Genomic DNA, 23,599 nt, shown 5'->3' with positions numbered 1-23,599 from the left:
GTCTGCCTCATGTCGTCGGTGCACTCACCGACCTGGACGAAACGAGTGCCCATCGCGCTCTGGAAGCACTCGAAGCCGAACTGCGAGACAGAGAGGAGAGACTTCGAGCGTTCGGGGCCGAGGACCTCGGCACCTACCGGGGCGATCCACCGATCCCACACCTGCTGGTGATCATCGACGAGTTCGCCGCGCTCGCGGAGCAGGCGCCGGAGGCGCTCGACGGGCTGATCGACATCGCACGGCGCGGACGCAGTCTCGGGATGCACCTCCTGCTCGCCACGCAGCGCCCTGCCGGGATCATCAGCAACCGAATCCGCGCCAACACGGCTCTGCGCATCGCACTGCGCGTACACGATCCAGCCGATTCGGAGGATGTCGTCGGCGCAACCGACGCAGCCCGAATCAGTCGCCATACTCCAGGACGAGGACTACTCAGGCTCGGACCGGGAGAACTCGTCCAATTCCAGTCTGCACTCGCCACGACGTACGCCGGTGACGCAAAGGTGAGAACGGCGCCGTTTCGAATGGGGGAACCGATACGGTGGCAACGCATGGTCGCCGAGGAGAGCGATCTGGAGAAACTCGTCCGCGTGATCCGGGCGGCCGCGATCGAGGAAGAAGAACCCACGCCTCCAGGTGTGTGGTCTCCCGGGCTCCCCGAGAGGGTTGTGGTGCACGAACTGGGGGAGACGCCAAGGCCGGACACTCCCTGGGCGGCACCATTCGGACTCGTCGACGACGTCCGTTCCCGACAAGTCCTGTGGTGGGAATCGACCAACGTGTTCTTCGTCGGAACACCCGAGAGCGGGTCCACGAAGGCGCTCGCGGCGCTCGCCACCGCCGTGTGCCTGCGTTATCCGGAAGCGCACGTTCATGCCGTGGGCGTCGAGGACGGACATCTGCGACGTCTCGAGCGCATGCCTCAGGTGGGAAACATCGTCTCTTCCGCCGAGAGTGAGCGGACCGATCGTCTGTTTTGTCACCTGATCGAGGAGGTGGAGCATCGCCGCAGGAGCCGTCTCGGCGGACCACCGATCCTGTTGCTTGCCGAAGGGGCACCCTCTGGGGATGCGTTTGCCCGCATCGTGGGCGACGGGCCGGCCGTCGGGGTCTTCACGGGGATATCGGTTCGGCACGTCGGAGCGATATCGGGGAGTCTGCTGGCAGCGTTTCCCGAGCGTTTCGCCTTCAAACTCGTGGACCCGTACGAGTACGCCGCGCTGGGGCTGGACCGAGTCAACCCACCGTCGGCGGGCGCTGCGCTGCGAGTCGCTTCGGGCAGGCTCGTGCGCATCGCGGAACCTGCCTTCTCGACCGGTGCCGCTCCCGTCGTTCGGCCGGTGGCGATCGACGCGCTTCCTGACAGCGTCCCCCTCTCCGAGTTCGAGAGCGCCGCACATGTCGAGAATGGCATTTGGTTCATCCCCATCGGAAGAGGAGGGAAAGCGGTGCTTCAACCTGCGGGGTTTCGACTGGAGCGGAGTCGTCATGCCGTCGTCACCGGGGGAAGAGGCGCCGGAAAGACAACGGCCCTGAGAGCAGTCGCCGCATCGGCTCGGGGGAAGCTCCCTGTGACGATCGTGGGTGACCTCGACGAGGCTGGGGGTGAGCGAACGGACGACCTTCTCGCCTTTCTGGCCGATCCTGGTGCCGTTCCGAGGGTGTGTCTCATCGATGATGCGGATCGAATCGAGCTGGATCCGCTCCAGGTGCCGGCAGGAGTGCACCTGGTTGCTGCGGCGAAGGCGGATCATCTGGAGTATGGACACTGGCTGCGTCGCATCGTCGCCGACGCGCAGGGACTTGCTCTACGGCCGGACCACCGGGATGAGGATCTCTGGCGTGTCCATCTGACACCATCCACGATAGCGGGGAGAGGAATGTTGATCGCTCGAGGAGATCCGATCCCGATCCAGGTTGCTTCCGGTACGATGGCCGCGCCGCTCAAGGAGGACACCGACAATGCGCGTTCGAATAGGAATCGCCGACACGTCTCGTGAAGTCGAGCTGGATATCGATGACGCCGATGCGTTTGTCGCGATGTTGGAGGCAGCCCACTTCAACAGCGATGCGCTCATCTGGGTGGATGCCATCGATGGCAAGCGGGTGGGGATCCCGGTCTCGAAGATCAGTTTCGTCGAGTTGGAACCAGAGCACAGGGTCAATGTCGGATTCGGAACATGACAAAGGCCGGCGCTTCCGCCGGCCCGTGTCGTGGATGGTCGGGTCAGCTGGCCCGGCGCCTGCGTTCTGCAAGCCAGCGCTTGCGGAGGCGGCGCCGTTCGTCTTCGGCGTATCCGCCCCAGACTCCGGATTCCTGATTGGATCGGAGCGCGTACTGCAGGCAGTCCTCCTTCACGGAGCACAGGGTGCAGATGGTCTTTGCTTCGGCGATGGCATCGATAGCCGTTCCGGTGGAACCGACGGGAAAGAACAGCGCCGGCTCAGAGTCCCGGCAGGCGGCGAGCTGACGCCATTCGGTGGTTACGGTGAGCAAGTCGAAACTCCTTGAACAAGGATTGTGATGTAATTCACAAGAACCCTAACTCTGGTCTTGGGCTTCGGCAAGGGATAATGACATGGATTTATCTAGAATTTTGGTCGGTGGGCATCGCGGTCTTCGGGTCGAGTATCCCGACAACACGCTGGCGGGGATCCTCGCGGCTCGAGACGTCTGCGATCTCGTGGAACTGGATACGCGACGGACCTCGGACGGAGTGATCGTGCTCTCGCACGATGCCGTACTCGACGGACATGTCATCATCGAGACTCCGTGGGGGATACTCGAGACCGTCGATGTCGGAGGGGGACATCGTCCGGCCCGATTCGAGCATCTGTTGGACCTGATCGGCGACTTCCCCCTGGATATCGAGATCAAGAACGACCCGAAAGACCCCGATTTCGACCCGGACTTCACATTCCCGCTGTCTGTTGCCGGTCTCGCCCGTCCGCAGGATGTGGTCACGTCGTTTCACTGGCCCACGATGGATGCGATCCGGTCGGCGTATCCGGGTCTCCGAACCGGACTCTTGGTCGAGCCGGACGGTTCTCTGGAGGCGGCGGTAGGTCGGGCAGCTGCATCCGGGCACCAGGTGGTCGCACCGCACTGGTCGTTGCTCGAAGGAGAGTCGGTGATCGAATCGGTGCTCGAGCAGGGACTCGACATCGTGGCATGGACGGTGAATGAGGAAGATCGTGCCATCGCGCTTGCCGAAGCCGGAGTGTCGACGATCGTCAGTGACGATCCTGGCAGGATTCGACGAACACTGAGGAGACACACATGAGCATCAAGGCGGAACTTGCGTCGGAGCTGAGAGAGGCGATGCTGGCGCGTGACGTGTGGAGACGTGATGTCGTCCGGCAGATCGAGACGGAGGTTGCTCGCAGGATCACTGCCCCCGGCTTCGAGGGAGAGGCGGACGACGCACTGTATGCGCAGGTGATCGCGTCGTACGTGAAGAAGATGAGCAAGGCTCGCGACGAGTACGCCGGCCTGGGGGAACGAGGATCGGCGATGGCCGAGAAGCTCGGCTTCGAAGTCGAATACCTCTCCCGCTGGCTTCCGAAGACGCTGTCGGAGATCGAAACGGTTGCCCTCGTGCGCGCGGCGATCGCCGAACTCGGTGTCGACGATCCGAAGTCTGCCGGACGGGTGATCGGTCATCTGATGAAGTCGCACCGCGACGAACTCGATGGGGCGCTGGTCGGCAGACTCGTGCGAAAGGAACTCGGTTCGGAGTGAGCCGTTCCCTCGAGTGGAGATGACGCATCGAGGATCGGGCTGCAGATGAGCGTGCATCCGTCACCGTGTCGGATTCGAATCGACTCGCTGTCGACGTGATCTCCCTGTAGCTTCCTGCGGAACGCCCGGGTTTGGAGTAGATGGCCTTTCGGATCAGCTCGCTGACATTTGCGCATCCTCACACCTCATCGGTGGATCGCGCCAAGCTCGCACTCGCAGATGACGCCCTCACCGCCGCCTATCGACGGGTCAGCGAGGCCGGGATCGACGCGTTCGTCCTATCGACGTGTTTGCGTGTCGAGATCGTCAGTGTCGGGTGTGATGCCGCCCTGGACAGGGTCGCCGAGATCCTCTATTCGGACCTGACCCTTCCCACCTCGGGCGTCCGTCGCAACGATCATGACGTACTGCTGCATCTGTATCGGGTGGCAGCCGGGCTCGACTCGCCGGTTGTCGGTGAGCCGGAGGTTCTTGCCCAGTTCCGTCACGCGATCGACCTGGGCCGCACCGCCGGTGTGATCGGTGGGAGTCTGGGCAAGCTGCTCGAGAGCGCGGTCGGAGCCGGTCGCAGCGCTCGCAGAGTCCTTCCCGACACCGCGGCGGGGTCCCTTGCGCTCATCGCAGCCAAGCTCGTAGACGGTAAGGGGGAAGTCGCGGTGTTTGGTGCAGGGGCGATGGCCCGGGCTGCAACGGAGGCGCTTCGGGGCAGGGCCGCCGAGGCTCCCCTCGTGACGGTGTATGCGCGCAGGCCGAACGAAGTCCGGTTCGAGTCGGACCACGTTCTCCATATCGAACATGCTCCGGAAGCGTTGGCCACGATGCCGGTGGTCATCTCCGCAACTGCGGCGAAACGGGAGCTCTTCGGGCAGGAGGTCCTGGCACGGGCACTCGAGCAGAGAACCGACGCCCTGCTGCTGATCGACCTCGCGATGCCTCCCGACTTTTCTCCTGCAGAGGACATGCAGAAGCTCACATATGTGAATCTCGATGCCCTCGCGGAACGGGCGCGAACGGAGCAGGTGTCGGCCGACCTCGAAGCGCTGGTGGCGGATGCCGCTCGCCAGAACTGGGCGCGTCTCGAGAATCGGCATGTTGCAGGCCCGGTGATCGCAGCCATTCTCGCCGAGGCGGATGCCACGGTGGCCGAAGAGGTCGAACGGTTCGCTCCAAAGATCCAGGCGGCGGAGGGGTTGTCCGACGCCTTGGTCAAGCAGCTTGCCGAAACGGTTGCGCACCGTGTCTTGCACCGTCCACTGTCCTATCTCGGTGCGGGTACGCGAGGAGCAGAGGCGGCCGAACTCCTCGCGGAGATCTTCGGTGCCAAGGATGCGTGAGATCCGAATCGCGACGAGAGCGTCCGACCTCGCGGTGGCGCAGGCGTATGCCGTCGCATCGATGTTGCGGGCGGTGGCACGCGGAATCGAGACACGTCTGGTCATCGTCGAGTCGGCAGGAGATCGTGACCGGGTCTCTCCGGTGACGGCGCTGACCGAGATGGGGGCGTTCGTGCGGTCGGTCCAGGCGGCGGTTCTCGACGGTCGGGCAGATCTCGCGGTGCACTCGCTCAAAGACCTGCCCACAGACCGGCCGGACGGACTCGTCGTTGCAGCCTATCCCGAGCGCCGCAGTCCGTACGACGTGCTCGTCGGCGCTTCGCTCGATCGTCTCGAAGAGGGGGCGATCGTCGGGACGGGCAGTCCTCGGCGAATAGCACAGCTCCTCGCTCTTCGACCCGACCTGCGAACGGTGGAACCGCGCGGCAACGTCCCAACCCGGGTCCGGCGAGTCCACGATGGCGAGGTCGCGGCAGTGATACTCGCCGAGGCCGGTCTGGAGCGGCTCGGACTGATCGACGAGATCGCTCAACGGTTCATCGTCGACGAGATGACGCCGGCTCCCGGCCAAGGTGTCCTTGCCATCGAGACCCTCGCCGATGGGCCGGCTCGCGATGTCGTGGCGGCCATCGACGATCCGAGGTTGAGACTGCTGGTCGAGACAGAGCGCCTTCTGCTCTCGGCCACCGGGGCGGGGTGTCGGTCGGCTCTCGGCGCGCTCGCATCGCGCAGCAAACATGGGCTCTCCTTGGTGGCGTTCGTCGACGACGAGCTCGGACCGCGCCGCGTCACCGTTCACGGCGAGGATCCCGCCGCAGTCGTCGCCGCGGCACGGAAGGAACTTCGCCTGTGAACAGGATCGGCATCACCACCGCCGCCGAACGCTCACCGAGGGTCGAGGCCATCTTCACCGCCGCAGGGCTGCGACCGGTCCGGCTGCCCTGTGTTCGTATCGAGGCGGTTCCGGCGCGTGTGATCGACGAGATGCGACGGAAGGCCGAGCGCGCCGATCTCGTCGTGCTCACCTCGGTGACGGCCTTGAACCTCCTCTGGGGTGAGCACGCTCCGGCAGCTCCGGTCGCGGCGGTCGGTTCTGCAACCGCGGCGGCCGTCACGGAACGAGGCGGTCGGGTGTCGCTCGTGGGCAGTTCGACCGGCCTGGCTCTCGCGGCAGAGATCGACGCTCCCGGCCGGTGGGTCGTCTTCCCGCACGCGCAGGGAACGGACCCCGAGACGCTCCGCCTCTTGGCGTCGAAGGTTGGGAACCTCGACGCAGCACCGGTGTATCGCACCGTTCCGATCCCGCCGCAGGGCGATTCGGTCGACGCCGTCGCCTTCGGTTCCCCATCGGCGGTGCGAGGATGGGTGCTGGCTCGTTCGCTGGCGGGGCCGGTCGTGGGCGCCATCGGTTCGCGTACGGCCGGGCAGGTCGAGAGTCTGGGCGGTACGGTCGACGTCATGCCGGAGGTCCCACGGTTCGATCTGTTGGCGCAGGCCCTCTCGGCCCGTTTGGAGGTACACATATGAGTTTCCCGATTGTCCGTCCTCGACGCCTTCGACGCACTTCGAAGCTTCGAGAAACGGTGGCAGAGACGAGGCTCGATCCTGCCCGATTCGTGCTTCCCGTGTTCGTCGTGCCCGGAAGCGGGATCGAGCGGCCTATCCGCTCGATGCCCGGCCACGCACAGCGTTCGGTCGACAAGATCGTGGACCTCGCACATGAGGCTGCAGATGCCGGTGTGGGAGGCATGATGTTCTTCGGTATCCCCGACACCAAGGACGATCTCGGTTCATCTGCATGGGATCCTCGAGGACCCGTTCCGCAAGCTATCGAAGCGGTGAGCTCGGCCGTTCCCGACCTGGTCACGTGGGCCGACGTGTGCCTTTGCGAGTACACCAGCCACGGCCACTGTGGGCCGTTGCGCGGCGAAGAGGTCGACAACGATGCCGCCCTTCCCCTGCTCTCGAAAGCAGCGCTCGCCTACGCGGACGCCGGTGCGGATGTCATCGCGCCCTCCGACATGATGGACGGCAGGGTCGGGGCGATCCGTTCGGCACTCGACCAGGCAGGACACTCCGACATCGCCATCTGCTCGTACGCGGTCAAGTATGCGTCCGCCTTCTACGGTCCGTTCAGGGATGCGGCACATTCAACCCCGGCATTCGGAGACCGGCGCTCCTACCAGATGGATCCGCGCAACGCGAGAGAGGCACGTCGAGAGGCTGCTCTGGACGTGGAAGAAGGAGCCGACATGGTGATGGTCAAGCCTGCCGGGCCGTACCAGGACATCATCCGCGACCTGCGAGACCGAATCGACCTTCCGATGGCCGCGTATCAGGTGTCCGGTGAGTTCTCCATGATCGAGGCGGCAGGAGCCAACGGATGGCTCGACCGGGACAGGGTGATGCTCGAATCGCTCGTCGGGATTGCCAGGGCGGGCGCAGATGTCATCCTCACCTACTTCGCGCTCGATGCCGCACGGATGCTCCAGGAGCAATGATGGGCACGCTGTGGGATCGGGCCAGGGCAGTCATGCCGGGCGGCGTCAACTCACCGGTGCGGGCATTCGGTGCCGTCGGTGGAACCCCTCCGTTCATCCTCGAAGGAGATGGTGCTCGCATCCGCACGACCGATGGTGAGCAACTGATCGACTTCATCGCGTCGTGGGGAGCATTGATCCTCGGCCATGCCCGAGCCGACGTCGTTCGCGCCGTCCAGGATGCCGCGGCCGCCGGTACGTCGTTCGGAGTTCCCACTCCTGGCGAGGTCGAACTCGCCGAGCTGATCGTCGACATGGTGCCGTCGGTCGAAATCGTCCGGATGGTCAACAGCGGAACCGAGGCGACCGCCTCGGCGGTTCGCCTGGCGAGGGCGGCAACGGGACGTTCCGTCATCGTGAAGTTCGAAGGTGGGTATCACGGCCACGCCGATCCGTTCCTGGTCAAGGCCGGCAGCGGCCTGGCAACCTTCGGTACTCCCAGCAGCCCCGGTGTTCCTCCGGGCACCGCCGGTGACACCAGGGTCGCCCGTTACAACGACCTGGCGTCTGTGGAGGCGTTGTTGGACGACACCGTGGCGACGGTGATCGTCGAGCCGGTTGCCGGCAACATGGGGTGCATCCCGCCTGTTCCCGGGTTCCTCGAAGGTCTTCGCTCCCTGTGCGATCGCCACGGTGCCCTCCTGATCTTCGATGAGGTCATGACCGGGTTTCGTGTCGGACCCACGTCTGCCCAGGGCCTGTACGGGGTCATGCCGGACCTGACGACCCTGGGCAAGGTGATGGCGGGCGGCGCTCCGGCTGCGGCCTATGGAGGGCGCGCGGACCTGATGCGGATGATCGCTCCCGACGGCCCCGTCTATCAGGCGGGGACCCTTGCCGGGAACCCGCTTGCCACCGCCGCCGGTCTTGTCACCCTGCGCTACCTTCGCGACCATCCCGAGTTGTACGAGCATTTCGACGAGGCGGGATCACGCGTTGCGAACCGTGTCGAGGCGGCTGCAAGGAGAGCGGGTATGAGTGCAACCGTGCACCATGTCGGCGGCATGATCGGCGTGTTCCTCGGTGTGGAGCACGTCGAGACGTGGGATGACGTGGTGGGCATCGACACCGATCTCTTCAACCGCTTCTTTCATGCTGCGCTGCGTCGCGGCGTTCTCATCCCACCGTCGGCGTTCGAGGCGTGGTTCCTGATGGAGGCACATCTGGACGGTCCGCTCGACGAAGCGCTCACGGTCTTCGAGGAAGCCATCGAGGAGGCGGGTGCGTGAGACTGCTCGACGCGTTGGCTCGCGAGCCACTCGACCGGCCTCCTGTCTGGTTCATGCGCCAGGCCGGTCGCTACCTCCCCGAATACCGGGAGCTGCGAAGCCGATTCGGCTTCCAGCAAGCCGTGCACGATCCGGACATCGCCGCCGAGATCACCATGCAGCCGGTGCGCAGGTTCTCCCTGGACGCGGCCATCGTGTTCTCCGACATCATGACTCCCCTCGAGGGAATGGGTGTCGATGCAACATTCGATCCCGGGCCGAAACTCCGACCGCACGGTATCGAGGAAGTCGCTGAACTCGGGGAGCTCGACATCGGCGCCGTCGACTTCGTCGGTGAGGCGATCTCGCGGGCCCGTGCAGGTCTCGACGACACCACGGCGATCATCGGGTTCGCGGGAGGTCCGGTGACGCTGCTCGCCTATCTGATCGAAGGTCAGGGCAGCAGGGACTTCCTCGGCATGCGTTCGGCCCTCGAGCAGAGACCGGAAGTATCCGAGCGTGCCCTGGCCGGTCTCGGCAGGGCGATGAATGCGTACCTTCGTATGCAGGTTTCGGCAGGTGCGCACGTGGTCCAGATGTTCGACTCGTGGGCCGGGGTCCTGTCGCGGAGCCGCTTCGCCCGCTTCGCCGTTCCGGCGGCGAGGCTGGCGCTCGCCGACCTGGGAGTGCCGACGATCTACTTCGCACCCCACGCGGCGCACAATCTGGATCTGTTCTCCGGAGTCGGCGCCACGGGCTACGGGGTCGACTGGCGAGTTCCGATCGACGAAGCGTGGAACCATATCGGCTCCACCGCCGCGATACAGGGGAACCTCGATCCGGCCGTCCTGCTCACCGACCCCGCCACCGTCCGATCCGCGGTCACCGAGATCCTGGACGCCGTTGGCGGGCGACCTGGTCACGTGTTCAACCTGGGACACGGGATTCACCGTACGACCCCCGTCGGGAACGTCGAGGCGATGATCGAAGCAGTTCGGGGAGTGGCATGAGTGTTTCACTGACCCCGGAACTCCTGGCACGCTACGACAAGCCCGGCCCTCGATACACGTCCTATCCGACCGCCGTGGAGTTCTCCACCGACTTCGGTCCTGCCGAGTACGGATCGCATCTCGAGGCCGCCGCTCGCGACGCCACCGGGCCGCTGTCGCTGTACGTGCATCTGCCGTTCTGCGAGGCCCGCTGTTCGTTTTGCGGGTGCCATGTCGTCGTCGCCCGGAGGAAGTCCGTGGCCGATGCCTACCTTGGCAGGGTGCTCGATGAGGCAAGCGTCGTCGCTGAACGGCTCGGTGAACGGCGCAGATTGGTTCAGTACCAGTGGGGCGGTGGCACGCCCACCTACTACACGCCCGAGGATCTCGAGCGGCTGCACCGGGGGCTCCTCGATCGGTTCGAGTTGGATCCGGCGGCGGAGGTCGCTCTGGAGGTCGACCCGAGGGTGACGTCGAGAGCGCATCTGGAAGTCCTGCGCGGCCTCGGCTTCAATCGGATCTCGCTTGGTGTCCAGGACCTCGACCCGCGGGTGCAGGACATGATCGGGCGTCACCAGACGTGGGAGCAGACGCAAAGCCTCCACCTGTCGGCGCGAGAGCTCGGGTATGAGTCCATCAACGTAGACCTCATCTACGGTCTGCCCGGTCAGACGGAGGCGACCTATTCCAAGACGCTGGAGGGGATCCTCGAGCTGCGACCCGATCGGCTCGCCGTGTACTCGTTTGCCTATGTCCCGTGGGTGAGACCGAACCAGAAACGGATCGACCCCGCATTACTTCCCGACAGGGACCTCAAGTTCGCACTGCTCTCCCTCGTCTCGGATCGCCTGGTCGGTGGTGGCTATCAGGCCATCGGTATGGATCATTTCGCGTTGCCCGACGACGAGCTGGCCGTGGCGCAGCGCGAGGGGACACTGTCTCGCAACTTCATGGGCTACACGACCAAACGTGGTACCGAGATGGTGGCGCTCGGCTCCTCGGGGATCTCCGACGTCGCCGGAGCGTACGCGCAGAATCACAAGCGACTCGCCTCCTACTACGAGGCAATCGACAACGGTGTGCTCCCGATCGAGCGAGGTACCGTCCTGAACGAGGACGATCGAATCCGTCGCCATGTGATCACCGAGCTGATGTGCAACTATGTCATTCGGGCCGATGACGTCGAGAGGCGATTCGACATCGTCTTCGAAACCTACTTCGCATCCGAACTCGCCGCCCTCACGGCTCCGGATGGGCTCGTCGACCAGGGGATGGTGACCCTTTCGGCGGCCGGCGTACAGGCCACCGAACTCGGATCCGTGTTCATTCGCAACGTGGCGATGACGTTCGACGCATACTTGCACGGGAGTTCCGAGCGTCCCGTGTTCTCGAGGACCGTGTGATGGTCGGTGTCGTGCTCGCCCAGATGGGGGGGCCGCGGGATCAGGCTTCGGTGGAGCCGTTCATTCGTGCGATCTTCGAAGACCCCGACCTCGTGCCGATTCCCGGCGGGCCCGCCACGAGCAAGGTGTTCGGATGGCTGGTGGCCAAGATCCGAGGGCCGTTCGCCCGGAGGAACTACCGGCTCATCGGCGGCGGGTCGCCCATTCTCGAGATCACCCGTCATCAGGCGAAATCTCTCGAAGCTGCCATCGGGGACCGGGATATCGACGTGGCCGTCGCCATGCGGTACACGCGCCCCGACACCTACGACGCCGTCCGGGAACTCGTTCGATCCGGTGTCGATCGCCTCGTCCTCCTGCCCCTCTATCCCCAGTACTCGACGGCCACGACCGGCTCGTCCGAGTCCGAACTTCGCCGAGTGATGACGGAGCTGGATATCGACCTTCCCTTGGAGGTCATACGAACCTGGTACGACCACCCTGTGTATCTCGATGTGCAGGCCGCACTGGTGTCGGAGGCCATCGAGCGACTTCCCGAGAGCGAGCGAGACGGTGTTGTCGTGCTCTTCTCGGCACACGGCCTTCCGCAACGTGTTGCCGATCGAGGCGACCCGTATCCGGAGGAGACGTCGGCGACCGTGGCCGGCGTGGTGCAACGTCTCGCCTACCGGGTCGATCCCAGGATCGGTTACCAGTCGCGCACCCGTCCGGTTCGTTGGATCGGACCGGGTACCGACCAGGTTCTTCGCGATCTGGGAGCCGAAGGGGTCACGACCGTCGTCGTCGTGCCGATCTCGTTCGTGTCCGACCACATCGAGACGCTCTATGAGACCGACATGCTGTTCCGGAACATCGCGGAGGAGGCCGGGATTCGCCGGTACATCCGTGCAGATGTCATGAATGATCGGCCCGAGGTGGGGCCGATGCTTGCAAGCATTCTGGAGGATTCGCTGTGAAGAACGTCATTGTCGTCGGTGGCGGCCTGGGAGGGCTGTTCACCGCCGTGGAGCTGCGCCGTCGGGGCATGGACGTTACCGTGCTGGAAGCCACTTCCGAGCCGGGCGGCGTTGCTCGCACCGTCATCGAGGATGGGTTTGTCCTGGAACCGGCGGCAAGCTCGGTGCTGCTTCCCAACCCCGAGCTTTCTCCGATCCTCGAGACCGCCGGAGTCGAGATGGTCCCTGCGGCAGAAGCCGCGAAGAATCGGTACGTCTACACGCGGGGGAGACTCATAGAGATCCCCGAATCCCCGGCTCTTCTGCTCGCACCGTTGGTTTCGTGGAAGGCCAAGCTGCGCGCCGTTCGTGAGCCGTGGGTCAAGACCCCGCCGCCGGACGGCGACGAATCGATGCACGGTTTCTTCGAGCGGAGGTTCGGTCCCGAACTTGGCGCCCTCGCCTCGACGCTGATGGCCCATGGCGTCTTCGCCGGAGATCCGAGCCGGCTTTCGATGCGTGGCGCGTTCCCGAAGATGGTTGCGCTCGAGGATGAAGCCGGCAGCATGATCAGGGGCGGCATTGCCCGGATGAGGCAGCGTCCGAAAGGGCGTCCGAGGGCGAGCGTGCACGTCGCAGCCGAGGGGATGGCCGGTGTGGCAAGGACGCTTGCGGCACACCTCGGTGGAGCGTATCGATCCGAGTGGCCGGTCACCTCGATCGAACGGGACGATGGAGGCTGGACCGTTCACGGTCCCGGCGAAGAGCGAGCAGACACGGTCATCGTTGCGGTGCCCCCGCATGCCGCGGCACGTCTCCTTCCATCAGAGGTTTCCGGCATCGTTGCCGAGGGAACGACGGCACCGGTCGTCGTCGTCTGGATCGCGGGTCGGACCGCAGATGTGCCGGTTCCGTCGGGTTTCGGTGTGCTCATCGGCCCGGACGCCAACGTGCACGCGCTGGGAATCCTGTTCGAGTCCCGGTACGCCCCGGGCCGGGCGCCCTCATTGCACACGCTCGCCAAAGGCATCTACGGGGGTGCCGCCGACCCGGCCGTGATGGAGCGCTCCGACGAAGATCTCGTTGCGCTGTTCATCGAGGAGACCGGTCGGGTGTGCGGTGTCGAGATGAAGCCGTCGTGGACCAGGGTGATCCGTCAGGAACCGGGCATCCCGCAGTACGACGTGGGACATGTCGCATGGCTCGACAAGCTGGATACGGCGTTGTCGGGTCTGCCGGGGCTCCACGTCGCCGGATGGGGATATCGGGGGATCGGCCTGTCCGGGCTCGCGGCCGACGCCGTACGGCTCGGCGCGGTGCTGTCAGGGGAGTGACCGGGCGTTCGTCGAGAGGATGAGCCGCCCTCGCCGACCGGGATCGGCGTTCGGTTCGTAGGCCGTCGACTCGTCGTCCGGCCGGGCTGCGCAGCCATCGCCGCCGGATGCAACAATGAGTCGATGAAGGCAGGCGAGGAAGCGCCGGACGAGGACCGGGAGGGATCGCTTCGAGATGCCGTTCCTGCGCCTCGGTGGCATGTGTTGCGGACGACCCTGGGCGCCGCAGTACAGAGTCCTGTGATCGTCATCCTGATCCTCGCGGGAATGTTCGATGGACTCTCCGGCAACCCCCTTCATGCCGTTCTGCTCATCGGTGTCGGCCTGGTGCTTGTTCGGACCGCCGCCGAAGGGGCGGAGAGCCATGGTCCCGGCATTCAGGCCGACGATGTCGACGGGCGGGATGGCAGGGGCTCGGGAGCGCAGAACGCTCCGGCCGAACCCGCCCACGGCTCGGAGCGCACCCTCACCGGAGTGGCCGTTGTCGTTCTCTACGCGGCGATCGTCGGAGGTTTCGTGCGGTACTCGTGGCCGGCAACGGTCGCGGTCGTCGTACCCGGGCTTCTGGGTCTGGTGACCGTGTGGCGGGAACCACCCGTGTCCGGGCCCGAGCCGGCGCCGATCAGTCGTCAAGGCGCCAGGGCGTGGGCAACCGTGTTCGTCGCTCTGGGACTGTGGGAGCTCACCAACCTGCTCCTCCAGCCGTCTCTCGATGTCGGTTCCTATGCGCATCCGACGTTGAGTGTTCTCATGGACCCGATTCTCTCGGGGCACGTCGGACGCTCCGTTTCTTTGTTCCTGTGGTTGGTGCTCGGCTGGTACCTGGTGAGACGATGAGTAGTCATGACGTCACTGTCGCGATCTATGCGTTGATCGCGCTCGCAGGTGTGGCGGTGCAGTTGATGAGCCTTCGTGAGGGATCCGATATCCCGTCGTTGGGGGTGGTGCTCACCAGGATCATGCACAGCCGCACGGGCCGCATCGGTGTCATGGCCGGCTGGATGTGGCTCGGTCTGCACTACTTCGCTCGTTGAGCCCTCCCGCATCCCCATTCTCATCGATGCCGGCGTGAATGTGTGCGGCCGGCATCGACGAGAAACGCGGTGTGTGGCGCCCCCGGCAGGATTCGAACCTGCGCACCCGGCTCCGGAGGCCGGCGCTCTATCCCCTGAGCTACGAGGGCGGAAACGCCATGTTACCGCCCGGCCTGCGCGAGTACGCCGGACGCTCATCCCGTGTCGAGTCGCAGCAGATCTGCATAGGTCTCCCGCCGTACGACGAGGCGGGCATCGCCATCTCGGCAGAAGACGACGGCCGGCCGGCGGACCTTGTTGTAGTTGGAGCCCATCGAGTGCCCGTACGCTCCGGTGACCGGAGTGGCGAGAAGGTCATCGACGTGCAGATCCTCGGGAACCCACCCTTCGGCCACCAGCACGTCGCCCGATTCACAGTGTTTGCCGACGACCCTGATCGCTCGGGTGCGAGCGCTGTCGACGGCGCGAGGCAGGAAGGTCTCATAGCCGCTGCCGTAGAGGACGGGACGCGGGTTGTCGCTCATCCCACCGTCGACAGCGACATACGTGCGGATACCGGGGATCTCTTTCACCGTTCCAACCGTGTAGAGCGTGATCGCGGCCGTGGCCACGATCGATCGGCCCGGCTCGGCCGACAGACGAGCGTCGACGCCTTCGGAGTGCAGCACGGCCTCGATGGTCTGCGCCCATTCGGTGATCGTGGGTGCGTTCTCGCCATCGACGTACGGCACCCCGAGTCCGCCACCCAGGGAGAGCTCGGGGAGCCGGTACGGGGCGGCGAGCCGTGCGACCACGCGTGCAGCCTGGGCGAATGCTTCGAGGGAGAACACCTGGCTGCCGATGTGTGCGTGAAGGCCGACGAGGCGCATGCTCTCGGATGCATCGGCTCGGCGGATTGCAGCGTCGGCCGCGCCGGTGGAAGCGGTGAATCCGAACTTCGTGTCGTCCCGGCCGGTTTGCACGAACTCGTGTGTGTGTGCTTCCACGCCCGGTGTGACCCGGATCAACACGTCGGGAACGGGGAGTCCTCGACGGTGGAGCGCATCGATGCGGTCCATCTCGTCGAAGTTGTCGATGACCAGGCGCCCAACACCCATACTCATGGCCATTTCGAGCTCTTCGGGCGACTTGTTGTTGCCGTGCATGACCGCGCGCGTCGCGGGTACGCCGGCAGCGAGGACGACGGCCAGTTCCCCTCCGGTCGCGACATCGAGGCACATTCCCTCTTCGTGGGCCAACCGGGCCATCGCAGTGCACAGGAACGCCTTCGTTGCGTACGTGACACCGTCACCGAACGCTGCGACGGCTTCGCGACAACGGTTTCGGATGTGATCCTCGTCGTAGACGAACAGAGGCGTTTCGAACTCTCGAGCCAGATCGAGCGTGTCACACCCGGCAATCTGAAGACGCCCTTCGACGACGTCGGCGTTGTCGGGAAGCAGGAAATCGGGGAGTGGACCGGGCATTGTGCCGAGAGCGTACCGGAGTGTCAGGCCATTTGCTCCGATGGAAAAGAGCCTCGGTGGCTACCATCGCCGATCATGGAGCTGCAATGGCCGTAGGCATCGGCATTCTTGGAGGCGGAATCGTGGGAGGTGCGCTGCTGCAGCGCCTCATCGAGGATCGTGACGCGTTGACCGCACGCACGGGACTCGAGCTCCAGGTCCGCAGGGTGGCGATCCGGTCGCCAGAGAAGACTCGGGTATTCCCGATCCCCGATGATCTCATCACGACGAATCCCCGAGTGGTGATCGACGATCCGGACGTGCAGCTCGTCGTCGAGGTGATGGGCGGTCTGGAGCCGGCCGGCGAGCTCGTTCTCTCTGCACTCCGCGCCGGCAAGCCCGTCGTCACCGCCAACAAGGAACTCGTCGCTGCGAGGGGCGTGGAACTGTTGGAAGAAGCGGCCCGCACCGGTGTGTCGTTGCTCTTCGAAGCGTCCGTCGGTGGAGGCATCCCGATCATCCGCCCGCTCACCGAGACGCTCGCCGGTGAATCGTTGACGCGTGTGATGGGAATCGTCAACGGAACGACGAACTACCTGCTGACGCGCATGACCGAAGACGGTGCCCGGTTCGAAGATGCCCTACGAGAGGCGCAGGAACGAGGTTTCGCCGAGGCCGATCCGACCGCAGACATCTCTGGTGCCGATGCGGTGGCGAAGGCCGCCATCCTCGCCAGCCTTGCGTTCGGGACCGTCGTGAGCACCGATCAGGTGTACCGGGAGGGAATCGAGAACGTCCAGATAGCGGACGTCGGCTTCGCGGCCGATCTCGGTTACGTTCTGAAACTCCTCGCCATCGCAGACAAGGACGAAGACGGCATCACGGTTCGGGTCCATCCGACCCTCGTTTCCAGATCTCATCCGCTGGCGTCGGTCAGGGGTGTGGCCAATGCCGTGTTCGTGGAAGGTCCGAAGGTGGGCAAGTTGCTGTTCTCCGGTCCCGGTGCGGGAGGCGGCCCGACGGCGACGGCCGTGCTCGGTGACATCATCGACGCCGCTCGCGAACTTCTCGCAGGGCCGCGAGCCACACCTCGGGTCCGTTTCGGCCCTGGACGCGTCCGCCCTTTCGAGGAGGCGATGACCAAGTGGTACATCCGCCTGCACGTCCTCGATGCTCCCGGCGTACTTGCCAAGATCGCCGGTGCGTTCGGGGAGGCGGAGGTCAGCATCAAGTCGGTCTGGCAGGAGGGGCGTGGTGACGAGGCAACCCTGCTGCTGATTACCCACGATGCGCTCGAGACGGACCTGCGTGCCGCGGTCGCGTCGCTGGAGGACCTCGACGAAGTGCGGGAGGTGGCCGCGTCGATACGGGTGCAGAGCGACGAACCATGAGATATGTGTCGACCCGCGGTGGGGTCGCCGGGGCGTCCTTCGAAGACGTGCTGCTCAGCGGGCTTGCAGGCGATGGCGGTCTTTTCGTCCCGGAAACGTGGCCGGAGCTCGACTCTGGGGATCTTCGCGATCTCGGCCGGTTGTCCTACCCGGACCTTGTGGCCGCGGTCGGCGGGATGTTCGGCGCAGGGGACCCGGGCGAGCTGTCGGCGCTCGCCGGCGCCGCGTATGAAGGGTTCGATCGCCTCGTACCGATCACCGAACTCGGGGACGCACGGTACCTGCTCGAGCTGTTCTGGGGACCCACGTTTGCGTTCAAGGACTACGCGCTCCAGTGGCTCGGACGGCTGCTCGATCACGCACTCGAAACACGTGGTGAGCACTACGTGGTGCTTGGTGCGACGTCAGGCGGCTGCGATCGCGGCCGTGGCAGGTCGTCCCGCGCTCGACGTCGTCATCCTCCATCCCCATGGAAGAGTCTCCGACGTGCAGCGACGTCAGATGACGACGGTTGCCGCCGCGAACGTGCACAACGTCGCGATCGAAGGGACCTTCGACGATTGCCAGCGCATCGTCAAAGAACTGCTCATCAGGATGGATGGTCCCGTCTCGTCGGTGAACTCGATCAACTGGGCGCGGGTGATGGGCCAGATCCCATACTATGTGTGGGCGGTAAACGCCGTCGGAGCCGACGAGGTCGACGTGGCCGTGCCGACGGGCAACTTCGGCAATGTCTACTCCGCCTGGGTCGCGAAGCGGATGGGGGTCCCCATTCGCAGATTGATCGTCGGGACGAACGTGAACCGCAGTGTCGTGCGCTTTGTCGAGGACGGATCCATTGTCCCGAGCGACGTGATTCCGACGGTTGCTCCCGCAATGGACATTCAGATTCCGTCGAACCTCGAGCGCCTGGTCTACGAACTCCTCGGCCGTGACGGCGATCGCGTCGCCATGGCGATGGCCGGCGCGGGAATCCCCGGGCTCGGTCGGACGTCCTTCAGAGGGCATTGGTTCACCGATGACCAGATCGTGGATGTCATCGGTACGGTCTTTCGTAGGTGGGGCAGGCAGATCGATCCCCACACTGCCGTTGCGGTCGCCGCCTCGGACGCCGAGGAGCGTGACGTTCCGGTGATCGTGGTGGGTACGGCCCATCCGGCAAAGTTCCCGGAGGTCGTCGAAGTGGCGATCGGGAAAACGCCCGATACTCCGTCCAGGATCGCCGACCTTGCCGACCGCGAGGAGCACTTCACGGTCCTTCCTGCAAGCTCGGTGGCCGTGGAAGAGTTCATCGAGCACTTTCGTACTTGGAAGATCGGCGAATCCACCGTACAATGAGTGCACACCCCCGGCGCATCGATCGTTGATCGCGTCGGGTTCCCAAGCCTCCGATGATGTTCCTTCGTGCCGTGAGAGGCAAGAGGCATCGAGAGAGCATGTCGCCGAGCCTCTTATGACGGCTTCCCGACTGAAAGGATGACATGACCACCAGATCGGAACTCCAGGAGAAATCCGTGAAGGACCTCCGAACCATCGCGGCCGCGGTGGATATCGAGACCGATGGTCTGCAGAAGGCAAAACTCATCGACAGGATCCTGAATGCCGACGGTGTTGCGGTGAGCAGCGAGCCGGCTCCCATCGACCTTCCCGTGGCTACGCCTGTCGAAACACCCGAGCCGGCCGGCGACGGTGAGCCAACGGCTGCAAGCGATGGTGCGGCAACCGGTGACGAGGCCGATCGTGGCCAGGACTCGACCTCCGGCGACGAGTCGGCTCGTTCCGACGACGGTGGCTCTCAGCGCGAGCAGCGCCAAGGTGACGAGCATCACCAGGGCGATACTCAGCGCAACCGGAGGCGGCGTCGCCGTTCCTCCGGTGGTGGCCAGTCCCAGATCCCTGAAGGGGAACTCGAACAGCGTGAGGGCATCCTCGACATTCTTCCTGAGGGATACGGGTTCCTCAGAGTCACGGGCTACCTTCCCGGCGAGCTGGACGTCTACGTTTCCGCCAGCCAGATCCGCAAGTTCGGGCTGCGCAAGGGGGACCAGGTGAGCGGACCGATCCGGCCGCCCAGGTCACAGGAGAAGTTCCCCGCGTTGACGCGGATCCTCAGCGTGAACGGGATGACGGCCGAGGAGGCCCGGCAACGACCGAAGTTCTCCAAGCTCACACCCCTGTTCCCGGATATCAGGCTTCGACTCGAAGTGGAAGGCATGCCGAACCACAGCCTGGCGAGGATCATCGACCTGATCGCTCCAATCGGCAAAGGACAACGAGGGATGATCGTGTCCCCGTCGAAGGCCGGCAAGACCACCGTGTTGAAGGAGATCGCGCACTCGATCGAGGTCAACAACCCCGAGTGCTACGTGATGGTCGTGCTCGTCGACGAGCGTCCCGAAGAGGTCACGGACATGCAGCGTTCCGTCAAGGGCGAGGTCGTGTATTCGACTTTCGACCGTCCGGCCGAGGAACATACCCAGGTCTCCGACCTTGCGTTGGAGCGGGCGAAGCGACTCGTGGAGATGGGGACCGACGTCGTCATCCTCCTCGACTCGATCACTCGTCTGGCCCGGGCCCACAACCTCGCCACGCCGGCGAGCGGGCGGATCCTCTCCGGTGGCGTGGACTCGACGGCTCTGTACCCACCGAAGCGGTTCTTTGGAGCCGCCCGAAACATCGAAGAGGGTGGCAGCCTGACGATCATGGCCACCGCACTCGTCGAAACGGGTTCTCGCATGGACGAGGTGATCTTCGAGGAGTTCAAAGGCACCGGCAACATGGAGCTTCGGCTCGATCGCGGCCTCGCCGATCGCAGGATCTATCCTGCCGTTGACATTTCACAATCGGGAACACGCAAAGAGGAGTTGTTGTTCGACAGGCAGGAGCTTCTGCAGGTGTGGAAGCTGCGCCGAGTGCTTCTGGCACTCGAGCCCGGAGCGGCACTCGAATTGTTGATCGACCGTTTGAAGACTACGAGGTCCAACACAGATTTCCTGGCCGAGGTGGCCAGGTCTACCTAAGAGGAGACGTTGTGAAGGCAGGTATCCACCCCAAGTACGTGGAGGCGACGGTGACGTGTTCATGTGGGAACACGTTCAAGACCCGTTCCACGAAGCCGGAGCTGCATGTCGACCTCTGCAACGAGTGCCATCCGTTCTTCACAGGACGCCAGAAGCTCGTCGACACGGGCGGCAGGGTCGAGCGTTTCCAGAAGCGTTACGGCCGCAAGAGCTTCACGCACACCGACGAGGAAACTTCAGACCAGTAGGTCCATCCCGGAGGTGAACAAGTGAGCCGCACGCCCGGCGCGACCGTTGGCGGTCAGGCAGTTATCGAAGGGGTCATGATGCGAGCCCCGAGTTCGTGGGCGATCGCGGTTCGAGTCCCGTCCGGTGAGATCGAGACGGTGAAACACGACCTTCCGAGGCTGTCGTCGCGTTCGCGCGCCGCTCGAATCCCCTTCGTGCGCGGAGTCATGGTCTTGTATGAATCGCTTGTGCTCGGATTCAAGGCGTTGTCATGGTCCGCACAGAAGGCCGTTCCCGAGGATGAGGAAGAGTTCACGAAACTGCAGCTCGTGGGGACGATCGCATTCTCGGTCGCCGCCGTCCTGTTGATCTTCGTTCTCGCTCCACTCGGTGTCGCGAAGCTCCTCACACCGTTCATCGGCGGATCGTCGTTCTCGTTCAACCTCATCGATGGAATTGTGCGAGGACTGCTCTTCGTCGGCTATGTCTGGGGTATCGGGCGATCGAAGGAGATCCGCCGGGTCTTCGAATACCACGGTGCAGAGCACCAGACGATCCACGCCTACGAGGCGGGAGAAGCGCTCACGGTCGACCATATCCAGAAGCACCCGCCCGAGCATCCGCGTTGTGGTACGAACTTCCTGCTGATCGTGGTGTTCATCTCTTTGGTCGTGTTCACGCTCCTTGGCCGGCCGGGCTGGATCCAGCTCATCGCCTCCAGGATCGTGTTGATCCCGGTGATTGCCGGCTTTGCCTACGAGATCCTCAAGTTCTCCGGCCTTCATGGTGGCGATCGTCTCGGCCGCATCCTCGCCGCTCCGGGGCTGTGGCTCCAGAAACTCACAACCGACCATCCCGCCGACGACCAGGTGGAGGTTGCAGTCGCCGCTCTCCTCGCTGCGCTCGAACCCGAAGAAGTCGAGGAAGTCAAGGCGCGAGGGCCCGTCTGCCCTGCGGCGCTTCGTGCCCTGGCGAACTGAGATGGATCGCCGACTCATTGAGCGGTTGGAAGGGATCGAGAAAGCCTTCGCTCGAGTCGAGGAAGATCTCGCCGAGCCGGGTGCGACCTCTGATCGAAACCGGTACACAGGCCTGGCCAGGCGTCACGCCGAGCTTCGTCGCATCGTCGAACAGTACGGCGCCTACAAGGCGGCCGCCACCGACGCGGAAGAAGCCGAGGATTTGGCGCAGCAGGAATCTGATCCTGCGACCGCACAGGAGTTTCGAGATCTCGCTGCCGAACGGCGTCGCGACATGGAACGGCTGGAGCGAGACCTCCATCTCGCTCTTGTCCCGACCGATCCCAATGACGACAAGGACGTGATCGTGGAGGTTCGGTCGGCGGCCGGCGGCGACGAGGCCGCGATCTGGGCGGGCGATCTCCAGCACATGTACCAGGCGTATGCGGAGGCACAAGGGTTCACGACCGAGGTCCTGGAGACCTCGCCCTCGGAGGCCGGTGGCTTCAAGGAGGTGATCTTCTCCGTGAAAGGCAAAGGCGCGTATTCCAAACTCAAGTACGAGGCCGGTGTCCATCGGGTGCAGCGGGTGCCGCAGACCGAGTCACAGGGGCGGGTACATACCTCCACGGCCACCGTCGCGGTGCTGCCCGAAGCCGAAGAGGTCGAGATCCAGATCGATCCCGCCGACGTACGAGTCGACGTGTACCGATCGAGCGGCCCCGGGGGCCAGTCGGTGAACACGACGGACTCCGCGGTCCGGCTGACCCATCTGCCGACCGGCCTGGTCGTGAGTTGCCAGGACGAGAAGTCCCAGCTCCAGAACAAGGACAAGGCGTTCCGCATCTTGCGGGCCCGTCTCTATCAACGGCAACTCGAGGAGCAACAGTCCGAGATCGCGGGGGAGCGGCGGGCGCAGGTCGGTACCGGTCCGAGAAGATCCGCACGTACAACTACAAGGACAACCGGGTCACGGATCACCGCATCAAGCTGACCGTCAAGCGCCTCCCTCAGGTGCTCGAAGGCGACCTGGACGAATTCATCGAGGCGTTGACCGCGGATGAGCAGGCCCGTCGTCTGACCGAAGGCGAATGAGTCTCCGGTTTCGGTTGCCCCGCAGTCGCCCCGCGGTCCGGCAGCGCCTTGGGATCGCGGTATCGAATACCGAGCACAGAACACCAGGCACAGCGAGTGGAGCGAGCCCGACCGATGACTGATGACTCGCTCCTGCGTGACTCCGGTCTTGCGCTCCACGAGGCGGAGCGTCTGTTGATGGCCGTCACGGGCCGATCGCGATCTGGTCTCTACACCGGCGTTGCGCCCACGGCAGAGGAGACGGCACGATTTGCCGGCCTGGTCGCTCGACGCAGAGCAGGTGAGCCGCTCCAATACCTCGAAGGAATCATTCCGTTCGGCCCCGTGGAGCTGCGTGTGGACGGTCGTGCTCTGATTCCCCGTCCGGAAACCGAGTATCTCTGGGAGCAGGCCGCCCACGCCATCGCCGGTGCGGGGCCGGACACGCGGATCGTCGATCTGTGTACCGGCTCGGGGGCGCTCGCCGTCGCGCTCCGGAAGGCCTTTCCGGAGGCTCGTGTCACGGCCACCGATTTGTCGGAGGAGGCGCTTGCCCTCGCTGCCGAGAATGCTGCGATGAATGGCGTTACCGTCGATTTCTGTCAGGGGGATCTGTTCTCGGCGCTCCCGATTGCCATGAAGGGTCAGATCGATCTTCTCGTGGCGAACCCGCCGTACGTGTCGGAGGCCGAGTACCGGACGCTTCCCGACGAGATCCGCTCGCATGAGCCGCGCGCCGCGCTGGTCGCGGGCCCGGATGGCGACGAGATCCTGGAACGCATCGCCGCCGAGGTGCACGGGTGGCTCGCCGAGGGCGGTTGGCTCTTTTGCGAGATCGGGGAGACCCAGGGCGAGCGGGCGTTGGAGATGTTCGGTGGCCGGCTGTTCTGCGAGGTTCGTGACGATCTCACCGGGCGGCCGAGGATCCTCGTTGGCCGCAAAGGCCCCACCCAACGTTGAACC

Annotated in this window: 22 protein-coding genes, 1 tRNA gene and 2 pseudogenes; 22 read left to right on the top strand and 3 right to left on the bottom strand. The window is 64.7% G+C overall.

Annotated features, from left to right (window positions below; all coding sequences use genetic code 11):
* Together GXP34_07595 and GXP34_07590 are read left to right on the top strand one after the other, a co-directional pair.
* Nucleotides 1–2,000, top strand: a 2,000-nt coding sequence (locus tag GXP34_07595) for a hypothetical protein (protein NOY55835.1), incomplete at its 5' end; no start/stop codon positions are given.
* Nucleotides 1,963–2,184 carry a DUF3107 family protein gene (locus GXP34_07590; protein ID NOY55834.1) on the top strand — a complete coding sequence of 74 codons (222 nt, stop codon included), beginning with the start codon at nucleotides 1,963–1,965 and terminating at the stop codon, nucleotides 2,182–2,184. The genes GXP34_07595 and GXP34_07590, both read left to right, overlap by 38 nt.
* A gap of 43 nt (nucleotides 2,185–2,227) precedes the next feature.
* On the opposite strand, the gene GXP34_07585 is transcribed toward GXP34_07590, so the two are convergent.
* Nucleotides 2,228–2,497, bottom strand: a complete 270-nt coding sequence (locus GXP34_07585) for a WhiB family transcriptional regulator (protein NOY55833.1) — start codon at nucleotides 2,495–2,497, stop codon at nucleotides 2,228–2,230.
* Nucleotides 2,498–2,579: 82 nt separating this feature from the next.
* Between GXP34_07585 and GXP34_07580 the strand changes: the two genes are divergently transcribed.
* The 13 genes from GXP34_07580 (at nucleotide 2,580) to GXP34_07520 (ending at nucleotide 14,519) form a co-directional block, all read left to right on the top strand.
* On the top strand, nucleotides 2,580–3,284 hold the full coding sequence (locus tag GXP34_07580) for a glycerophosphodiester phosphodiesterase (GenBank protein ID NOY55832.1): 705 nt from the start codon (nucleotides 2,580–2,582) through the stop codon (nucleotides 3,282–3,284).
* The gene (locus tag GXP34_07575) at nucleotides 3,281–3,742 is read left to right on the top strand and encodes a GatB/YqeY domain-containing protein (GenBank protein NOY55831.1); all 462 of its coding nucleotides are present in this window, start codon (nucleotides 3,281–3,283) and stop codon (nucleotides 3,740–3,742) included. The genes GXP34_07580 and GXP34_07575 overlap by 4 nt, the downstream gene beginning before the upstream one ends.
* 140 nt (nucleotides 3,743–3,882) lie before the next feature.
* Nucleotides 3,883–5,076, top strand: a complete 1,194-nt coding sequence (locus GXP34_07570) for a hypothetical protein (protein NOY55830.1) — start codon at nucleotides 3,883–3,885, stop codon at nucleotides 5,074–5,076.
* Nucleotides 5,069–5,929: a hydroxymethylbilane synthase gene (gene hemC, locus GXP34_07565; protein NOY55829.1), complete on the top strand. Its 861-nt coding sequence runs from the start codon at nucleotides 5,069–5,071 to the stop codon at nucleotides 5,927–5,929. The genes GXP34_07570 and hemC overlap by 8 nt, the downstream gene beginning before the upstream one ends.
* Nucleotides 5,926–6,603 carry a hypothetical protein gene (locus GXP34_07560; protein ID NOY55828.1) on the top strand — a complete coding sequence of 226 codons (678 nt, stop codon included), beginning with the start codon at nucleotides 5,926–5,928 and terminating at the stop codon, nucleotides 6,601–6,603. Before hemC ends, GXP34_07560 begins: the two co-directional genes overlap by 4 nt.
* Nucleotides 6,600–7,577 (top strand): porphobilinogen synthase, encoded by a 978-nt coding sequence (gene hemB / locus GXP34_07555; GenBank protein NOY55827.1) that lies wholly within the window; start codon nucleotides 6,600–6,602, stop codon nucleotides 7,575–7,577. Before GXP34_07560 ends, hemB begins: the two co-directional genes overlap by 4 nt.
* Nucleotides 7,577–8,845: a glutamate-1-semialdehyde 2,1-aminomutase gene (gene hemL / locus GXP34_07550; protein NOY55826.1), complete on the top strand. Its 1,269-nt coding sequence runs from the start codon at nucleotides 7,577–7,579 to the stop codon at nucleotides 8,843–8,845. Before hemB ends, hemL begins: the two co-directional genes overlap by 1 nt.
* Complete coding sequence (hemE, locus tag GXP34_07545; GenBank protein ID NOY55825.1) at nucleotides 8,842–9,834, top strand: uroporphyrinogen decarboxylase; 993 nt, start codon at nucleotides 8,842–8,844, stop codon at nucleotides 9,832–9,834. The genes hemL and hemE overlap by 4 nt, the downstream gene beginning before the upstream one ends.
* On the top strand, nucleotides 9,831–11,216 hold the full coding sequence (hemN, locus tag GXP34_07540; GenBank protein NOY55824.1) for an oxygen-independent coproporphyrinogen III oxidase: 1,386 nt from the start codon (nucleotides 9,831–9,833) through the stop codon (nucleotides 11,214–11,216). The genes hemE and hemN overlap by 4 nt, the downstream gene beginning before the upstream one ends.
* Entirely contained in the window at nucleotides 11,213–12,172 is a 960-nt protein-coding gene (hemH, locus tag GXP34_07535) for a ferrochelatase (protein ID NOY55823.1), read from the top strand. The genes hemN and hemH overlap by 4 nt, the downstream gene beginning before the upstream one ends.
* Nucleotides 12,169–13,485, top strand: a complete 1,317-nt coding sequence (gene hemG, locus GXP34_07530; protein NOY55822.1) for a protoporphyrinogen oxidase — start codon at nucleotides 12,169–12,171, stop codon at nucleotides 13,483–13,485. The genes hemH and hemG overlap by 4 nt, the downstream gene beginning before the upstream one ends.
* A gap of 123 nt (nucleotides 13,486–13,608) precedes the next feature.
* A complete protein-coding gene (locus GXP34_07525) occupies nucleotides 13,609–14,322 on the top strand; it encodes a hypothetical protein (GenBank protein NOY55821.1) in 714 nt (237 codons plus the stop codon).
* A complete protein-coding gene (locus GXP34_07520) occupies nucleotides 14,319–14,519 on the top strand; it encodes a hypothetical protein (protein NOY55820.1) in 201 nt (66 codons plus the stop codon). Before GXP34_07525 ends, GXP34_07520 begins: the two co-directional genes overlap by 4 nt.
* Before the next feature lie 74 nt (nucleotides 14,520–14,593).
* Here the strand turns inward: GXP34_07520 and GXP34_07515 are convergent.
* Nucleotides 14,594–14,668, bottom strand: a tRNA-Arg gene (locus GXP34_07515).
* Between the two features lie 45 nt (nucleotides 14,669–14,713).
* Nucleotides 14,714–15,985: a diaminopimelate decarboxylase gene (lysA, locus tag GXP34_07510; GenBank protein NOY55819.1), complete on the bottom strand. Its 1,272-nt coding sequence runs from the start codon at nucleotides 15,983–15,985 to the stop codon at nucleotides 14,714–14,716.
* A gap of 86 nt (nucleotides 15,986–16,071) precedes the next feature.
* Here lysA and GXP34_07505 point away from each other — a divergent pair, with 86 nt between their 5' ends.
* From GXP34_07505 to prmC, 7 genes and pseudogenes are all read left to right on the top strand, one after another.
* Nucleotides 16,072–17,355 (top strand): homoserine dehydrogenase, encoded by a 1,284-nt coding sequence (locus GXP34_07505; protein NOY55818.1) that lies wholly within the window; start codon nucleotides 16,072–16,074, stop codon nucleotides 17,353–17,355.
* A pseudogene (locus GXP34_07500) lies at nucleotides 17,352–18,693 on the top strand (threonine synthase). Before GXP34_07505 ends, GXP34_07500 begins: the two are co-directional and overlap by 4 nt.
* 143 nt (nucleotides 18,694–18,836) lie before the next feature.
* On the top strand, nucleotides 18,837–20,375 hold the full coding sequence (locus GXP34_07495) for a transcription termination factor Rho (GenBank protein ID NOY55817.1): 1,539 nt from the start codon (nucleotides 18,837–18,839) through the stop codon (nucleotides 20,373–20,375).
* Nucleotides 20,376–20,386: 11 nt separating this feature from the next.
* The gene (gene rpmE / locus GXP34_07490; GenBank protein ID NOY55816.1) at nucleotides 20,387–20,623 is read left to right on the top strand and encodes a 50S ribosomal protein L31; all 237 of its coding nucleotides are present in this window, start codon (nucleotides 20,387–20,389) and stop codon (nucleotides 20,621–20,623) included.
* Between the two features lie 75 nt (nucleotides 20,624–20,698).
* Complete coding sequence (locus tag GXP34_07485) at nucleotides 20,699–21,583, top strand: DUF1385 domain-containing protein (protein ID NOY55815.1); 885 nt, start codon at nucleotides 20,699–20,701, stop codon at nucleotides 21,581–21,583.
* A 1-nt stretch (nucleotide 21,584) separates the two neighbouring features.
* A pseudogene (prfA, locus tag GXP34_07480) lies at nucleotides 21,585–22,657 on the top strand (peptide chain release factor 1).
* 114 nt (nucleotides 22,658–22,771) lie between these two features.
* Entirely contained in the window at nucleotides 22,772–23,596 is an 825-nt protein-coding gene (prmC, locus tag GXP34_07475) for a peptide chain release factor N(5)-glutamine methyltransferase (GenBank protein ID NOY55814.1), read from the top strand.
* Nucleotides 23,597–23,599 lie beyond the last annotated feature (3 nt).

Source organism: Actinomycetota bacterium, assembly GCA_013152275.1.
Classification (GTDB): Bacteria; Actinomycetota; Acidimicrobiia; order Spongiisociales; family UBA4744; genus BMS3Bbin01.
The sequence above is the reverse complement of the archived record's forward strand: the minus strand, read 5'-3'. Positions and strand labels throughout refer to the sequence as shown.